The organism is Selenomonadales bacterium, assembly GCA_017442105.1.
Lineage (GTDB): Bacteria > Bacillota > Negativicutes > RGIG982 > RGIG982 > RGIG982.
On sequence record JAFSAX010000116.1, the window covers coordinates 1 to 5,772 of the forward strand.

General features: G+C 49.6%; 7 protein-coding genes. All 7 read right to left on the bottom strand.

The window, feature by feature from the left end:
- Nucleotides 1-463 (bottom strand): MBL fold metallo-hydrolase (locus tag IJN28_04500; protein MBQ6713032.1); only part of this gene is annotated, 463 nt, incomplete at its 3' end.
- Between the two features lie 27 nt (nt 464-490).
- The gene (locus IJN28_04505; GenBank protein MBQ6713033.1) at nt 491-841 is read right to left on the bottom strand and encodes a type II toxin-antitoxin system PemK/MazF family toxin; all 351 of its coding nucleotides are present in this window, start codon (nt 839-841) and stop codon (nt 491-493) included.
- Nucleotides 842-843: 2 nt separating this feature from the next.
- Complete coding sequence (locus IJN28_04510; protein MBQ6713034.1) at nt 844-1,098, bottom strand: ribbon-helix-helix protein, CopG family; 255 nt, start codon at nt 1,096-1,098, stop codon at nt 844-846.
- Between the two features lie 66 nt (nt 1,099-1,164).
- Complete coding sequence (locus IJN28_04515) at nt 1,165-2,766, bottom strand: NAD(P)H-hydrate dehydratase (GenBank protein ID MBQ6713035.1); 1,602 nt, start codon at nt 2,764-2,766, stop codon at nt 1,165-1,167.
- Nucleotides 2,763-3,143, bottom strand: a complete 381-nt coding sequence (gene acpS / locus IJN28_04520; protein ID MBQ6713036.1) for a holo-ACP synthase — start codon at nt 3,141-3,143, stop codon at nt 2,763-2,765. Before acpS ends, IJN28_04515 begins: the two co-directional genes overlap by 4 nt.
- Nucleotides 3,144-3,178: 35 nt before the next feature.
- Nucleotides 3,179-4,237 (bottom strand): [FeFe] hydrogenase H-cluster radical SAM maturase HydE, encoded by a 1,059-nt coding sequence (hydE, locus tag IJN28_04525; protein ID MBQ6713037.1) that lies wholly within the window; start codon nt 4,235-4,237, stop codon nt 3,179-3,181.
- A 116-nt stretch (nt 4,238-4,353) separates the two neighbouring features.
- Nucleotides 4,354-5,772, bottom strand: a 1,419-nt coding sequence (locus IJN28_04530) for a 2-hydroxyacyl-CoA dehydratase (GenBank protein ID MBQ6713038.1), incomplete at its 5' end; no start/stop codon positions are given.

The window sequence follows — 5,772 nt, forward strand, 5'->3', positions numbered from 1 at the left end:
GAATACCATCACCAAAGTCGAGCTTCTCGCCTTGCTTAACAACATGGAACGGTATATTTTTCTTTTTGATCGTCTTTAAGTAATCTTTATACACTGCTGTCGTAGTCGTCTTACCGCAATCGTAGATCTGTCCGATATCACAGCGTTTCGCCACCTCGGCGAAACCTCCGATATGATCTGCGTGCGGATGAGTGATCATCAAAACGTCAACCTTCTTGACATTTTCTTTTTTCAGCTGACGAACGAGCTGTTCACGTTCGTCGATATCACTCGTATCGATCAAGATCGTTTTTTCCTTACTGCGCACTAAGATAGCATCGCCTTGCCCGACATCGAGCATTTTTATCGTTAAGCCATCTTTTTGCGGTGCTGTCGTCGGTTCCAAAAAAGAACAGCCTCCGACAGCGAATAATAAGATCGCCACAATGGCAACCAATATTCGATAAACTGTGTTTCGTTTCATATCTTCGTCGATTCCTCCATGATGAATCTAGAAGGACGTTAAACCAAGACTGACTTTTGCCCCCTGATTCACACGCGCCATAGCTTCTTCGTCTAAGTGTGTTATCTTTTGTTTTAAGCGTCGTTTATCGATCGTTCTGATCTGCTCTAATAATATCACCGAATCTCTTTCCAGACTACCCTCTCCTGCCATGAGTTCTACATGAGTAGGCAGTTTGGCCTTTTCGATCTGGGATGTAATTGCGGCAACGATCACGGTCGGACTATATTTATTCCCGATATCATTTTGGATCACGAGGACGGGACGAAGCCCGCCTTGCTCCGAGCCTACTACGGGGCTCAGATTCGCATAATAAATATCTCCGCGTTTAACGACCATCGTCATTCACGCTCCGCTGCCAGCAACTCGGAAACCTCCAAATTTTCGGCATCTGCATACAACCCTTCTTCCGCTAACGCTAAATTGATCTCTGCCATTTCCTGATAACCGCGTTTCATTGATGCGATCATAGCCTTGCGTTTGCACTGCGCAACGTAATCACGCAGTGCCTCCCGAATCAATTGACTGCGACTCTGTTTCACAAGCACGGCAATACCGTCTATTTCTTCCAGCAGGCTGCCGGGGACACTGATCATTACACGTTTTAATTCGGCCACAATTACACCTCCGCCGTTTCTTTACCTGCCTACAGTATAATCGAGTCAAGTCAAGAAATCAAACATTTTATCCCCATTTTCCCTGCCAAATTCAGGCAGCATCTCGCCATGTCGCTCGCGCACTGCAAGTCGCATCGCATTCGCTACATCGCCTGCCACAAGGCCGATTTTACCGTCTTTTGCCACGATATCACCTGCCATCGCATGCAGTCTGACACCTGTTACGGCGGCATCGTGACTGGAAAGACCTTGCCCTACCAGTGCACCGATCGCACCTGCCAGCACATCGCCCATACCGCCCGACGCCATACCTTCGTTACCGCACACATTGAGATACACATCACCGTCAGGATATGCCACGACCGTACGCGCACCTTTCAGTACGACGATGCTGTGGAATACTTTGGCCGCTTCTCTTGCGATCTCGATGCGTCGCGCATTGACCTCTGCAATGCTGATATGGAGCAGATTTGCCAATTCACCGGGATGCGGTGTCAAAATAGGAAGTGCCTTGGCTTCTAAAAGTACTTCGGGGCGACGCGCAAGTGCATAGAGCGCATCGGCATCAATAATGAGCGGTACTTCTGCCTGTCTCACGACGGCTTCTACCAAGTCCATTGTTTCTTCTTCGCGACCAAGCCCCGGCCCAATGACGAGCACATCGGAGCGATTTGCTTTGAGCAAAAGTTCTTCGAGCGCACTCATTGCCAATGTACCCGCTTCGGTATCATCAAGCATCATCGTCATCGCTTCTGTCGTTTTCATTTCCAATATCTGCCCTACCGACTTCGGCGTGCAGACCGTAACAAGGCCCGCACCGCTTCTAAGCGCACTCGTTGACACCAGCACTGCGGCACCTGTCAGACCGACAGACCCGCCCGCGATAACGACTCTGCCGCAGCTTCCCTTATGCGCATACGGCAGTCGATTCGCTTCGATGTCGACTGTACAATCATTGTCTATCACCTGCACCGCACCTGTCTGAAGGGCCAGTTTTTCGGGAATACCGATCGAGGCGATCGTAATGCGGCCGCAATACGCCGAGCCGGGATAGAGCACCAAACCCAGCTTGCAGGCACCGAATGTGATCGTATCATGCGCACGTACGGCACCGACTGCGACTTGCCCGCTGTCTGCATGGACACCCGTCGGCACATCTACGGCTACGATATATTTGCCGGATTCATTCATCATCTCGGTAATACGGCGCATACCGTCCTTGAGCTGTCCGCTAAAGCCAATACCGAGAAGCGCATCAACGAGGCAATCCGATACAGCGATAGACTGACGGATACGATCAAGATCACGATCACCGTGTACCGCGATGAGGTCTATCTTCATCGCTTCTACGATCTCTCTGTTGATCTTCGCATCGCCTTGATTCGCTTCGGGATTGCCGAAAAACAGCACCCTGACTGCCGCACCGCGATTCGCCATGTAGCGTGCTACCGCCAGACCGTCTCCGCCGTTATTTCCTTTGCCTGCAAATATCAAGATACGTTTACCCTTGAGCTTACCGAGTCTTGTTTCGATGAGATCCGCTGTCTGTCTTGCGGCATTTTCCATCAAAACGATCGACGGTACACCGTATTCTTCTATTGCCACTCGTTCCAGTTCACGCATCTCTGCGACATTTACCAATCTCACTTCGCATCCCTCCAAGCCATCGCCTGTGCTATTGCATACGTTTTATCATGCGATAGAGAAATGACGATCTCCGTGATGCCCTGCTCTCTGCAAAACTGTGCAAAATATCCGCTGAGCGTCACAGTCGGCGCGCCAAGCTCATTCGGCAATATTTCTATTTCCGTCAGCTTACCGCCGCGAAGACCCGTACCGAATGCTTTGAGAATGGCTTCTTTGCCTGCGAATCTGGCCGCATACGACAGTATGCTCTGCACACCGCGACTGTCACAATATGCTTGTTCCGCAGGCGTAAAAACGCGGTCTTTAAAACCTCCTTTTTCGATAGCGCGTGCGATTCGCGCTACTTCTACCATATCAATTCCAATTCCCGGTGCCATTATCATCATTCCCCTAATTTTTGTTAAATATAAGTCTATCGGTTAATTTCTTGCTGCCAAGCCTTCGACACACCTTGTGTCATGCCGATCGTTCTGCCCATCGCGCGAATCTCATCTTCAAGACGCATACGATCTTCCATCGGTTCGTCTTTTGCACGCGGTTTGCCCGGATAGAGCTGATACAGCCCGCGGCGATCTCTGCTCGTTACATTGAGCATAACAACATTCGCTCCCGCTTCCAGTGCCATTCTCCGACCTTCTTTCGGGCGGAGCGTTTCCATCGCTGTCGTTGCAGGAATGTTCGTATACGGAAGGAGCAGTCTGACAAGTGCCAGCACCCTGAGGCTCTTATCGAAGTCTCCGCCCGCCTCTCCACGAAGCGGTGTATCGTCATGCGGAATAAACGGCCCCAGTCCGATCATATCCGCCCCAAGCTCCTTGAAAAACAAAATATCTCTTGCTATCATCTCGTCCGTCTGCGTCGGCAGTCCGATAAGCGACCCTGTCCCAACCTCATAGCCGAGTTCTTTGAGATCATAGAGGCAACGTTTGCGGTTCGCCAAATTTTGTTTCGGATGCATTCTCGCATACAGCTCCTCATTCGTTGTTTCGATACGAAGAAGGTATCTGTTTGCGCCTGCCTCGCGGTATGCACGATATTCTTCACGTGATTTTTCACCGATACTGAGTGTGACAGCTACATCATTTTCTTTTATCTTGCGAATAATATAAGCCATCCTGTCTGCTGTAAAATACGCATCTTCGCCCGATTGCAGAACGACGGTACGATATCCGCATCGAACAGCTTCATGCGCCAAGTCTATCACATCGTCTTCTTTCAGATAATATCGCTCTAGTCCGCGATTATCGCATCGAAGCCCACAGTAGCAACAATTCTGCCGACAACGATTGGAAAACTCAATCAGACCGCGCAGATGCACATCATCACCGACTGCTCTTTTGCACACTTTATCGGCCGCTCGGACGAGTATCTCCTGCGCATCTCCTGCACCTAAGAGAGTCGTAATTTCTTCATATGTCAATTGCTGCGTGTTCACAGCTTTTGTTATCAACTCTTGATAAGTCTGCTTCATATGCACACCTCATTTCCTAGTATTATTATATCATATTTCGAATTGCTTCACAAAAAAGAAGTTTTTCCCACCTGTATATAAAAAGAACAGCCTATAAAGATAGACTGTTCTTCATATCAGGCCTTCTCGGCCATTTGCTGTGCAATTTTTTCTTTGGCTACGGCGATCATCAATTTGATGCGGTTTTCCTGATTGACTTCGCTGGCACCTGCATCGCAGTCGATCATCGCGATATTGGCTTTCGGGTAAGAGCGAAGAAGCTCGCGCACCATACCTTTGCCCACGATGTGATTCGGCAGACAGCCGAACGGCTGCAGGCAGACGATATTGTCGGCACCCATCTTGATAAGCTCAAGCATATCTGCCGTCAACAGCCAGCCTTCCCCTGCCATATTGCCGAGCGATACGTGTTTTTCCGCATCTTTGGCGATCGCAGTGATCTTTTTCGTCGGATGGAATCGTCTGCTTCGTGCAAGCTCTTTGTTCATCGTATGACGATAGAAGTCCATCGCTTTGATGAAAACACCTGCTTTCAGCTTATTTTCGAGTTTCCCCGACAAATATTTATGCTTCACGTAGTTATCATACGCGCAGTACAAGAAGAAGTCGATGAAATCAGGAAGTACGACTTCACAGCCTTCACGTTCCAACAGATCAACGATATGATTATTCGCTGTCGGATGATATTTGACGAGGATCTCACCTACGATACCGACTTTGGGTTTTACCATATCTTCGTGGATCGGAAGCGAATCGAATTCTGCCACGATACGGCGTATCGTTTCGTTGAAGTTGCTCTTACCTGCAAGAAGCGATTCTTTGCAATGGTCTGCCCACTTGCGATAGAGTGCATCGGCACTGCCCGCCACTTGTTCGTACGGGCGCACACGATGGAGCACACGCATCAAAAGATCACCGTAGATCATGCTCTTGATGACATCGTGCATCATCGGAAGCGTCAGCTTGAAGTCATCCGTATCCTTGCCCCATGCGGCAAATACAGGGACTTGACCCATACCGGCATCTTTGAGTGCCTTACGCATCAGCGCAAGGTAGTTCGTCGCACGACAAGCACCGCCCGACTGGAAGAGTATGATAGACGTCTTGTCAAGGTCATACTGTCCCGACTGAAGCGCCTGCAAAAGCTGTCCCACGACAACGATCGTAGGATAGCACATTTCGTTGTTGACATATTTGAGCCCTTCGGCGATCGCACTCGGACTCGGAAGCGGCGGAATAACGACGCGATAGCCGAATCTTGCCAGTACCGGGAGCAAAATGTCGAAGTGTATCGGCGAAAGCTGTGGCGCAAGGATCGTATGCGTTTCTTTCATATCTGCCGTATATCTTCTGCGCGGTTCTTCTTCTGCGCGCGGAGGAATGACGATCGGATGCTCCTTGCGGTCTTCAAGTACAGCGAGAAGCGAGCGCACGCGGATACGTGCCGCACCGAGATTATTGATCTCGTCCAGTTTGATGATCGTATAGATCTTATGGTTCGCATCCAAAAGCTCTTTGACCTGATCGATGGTCAC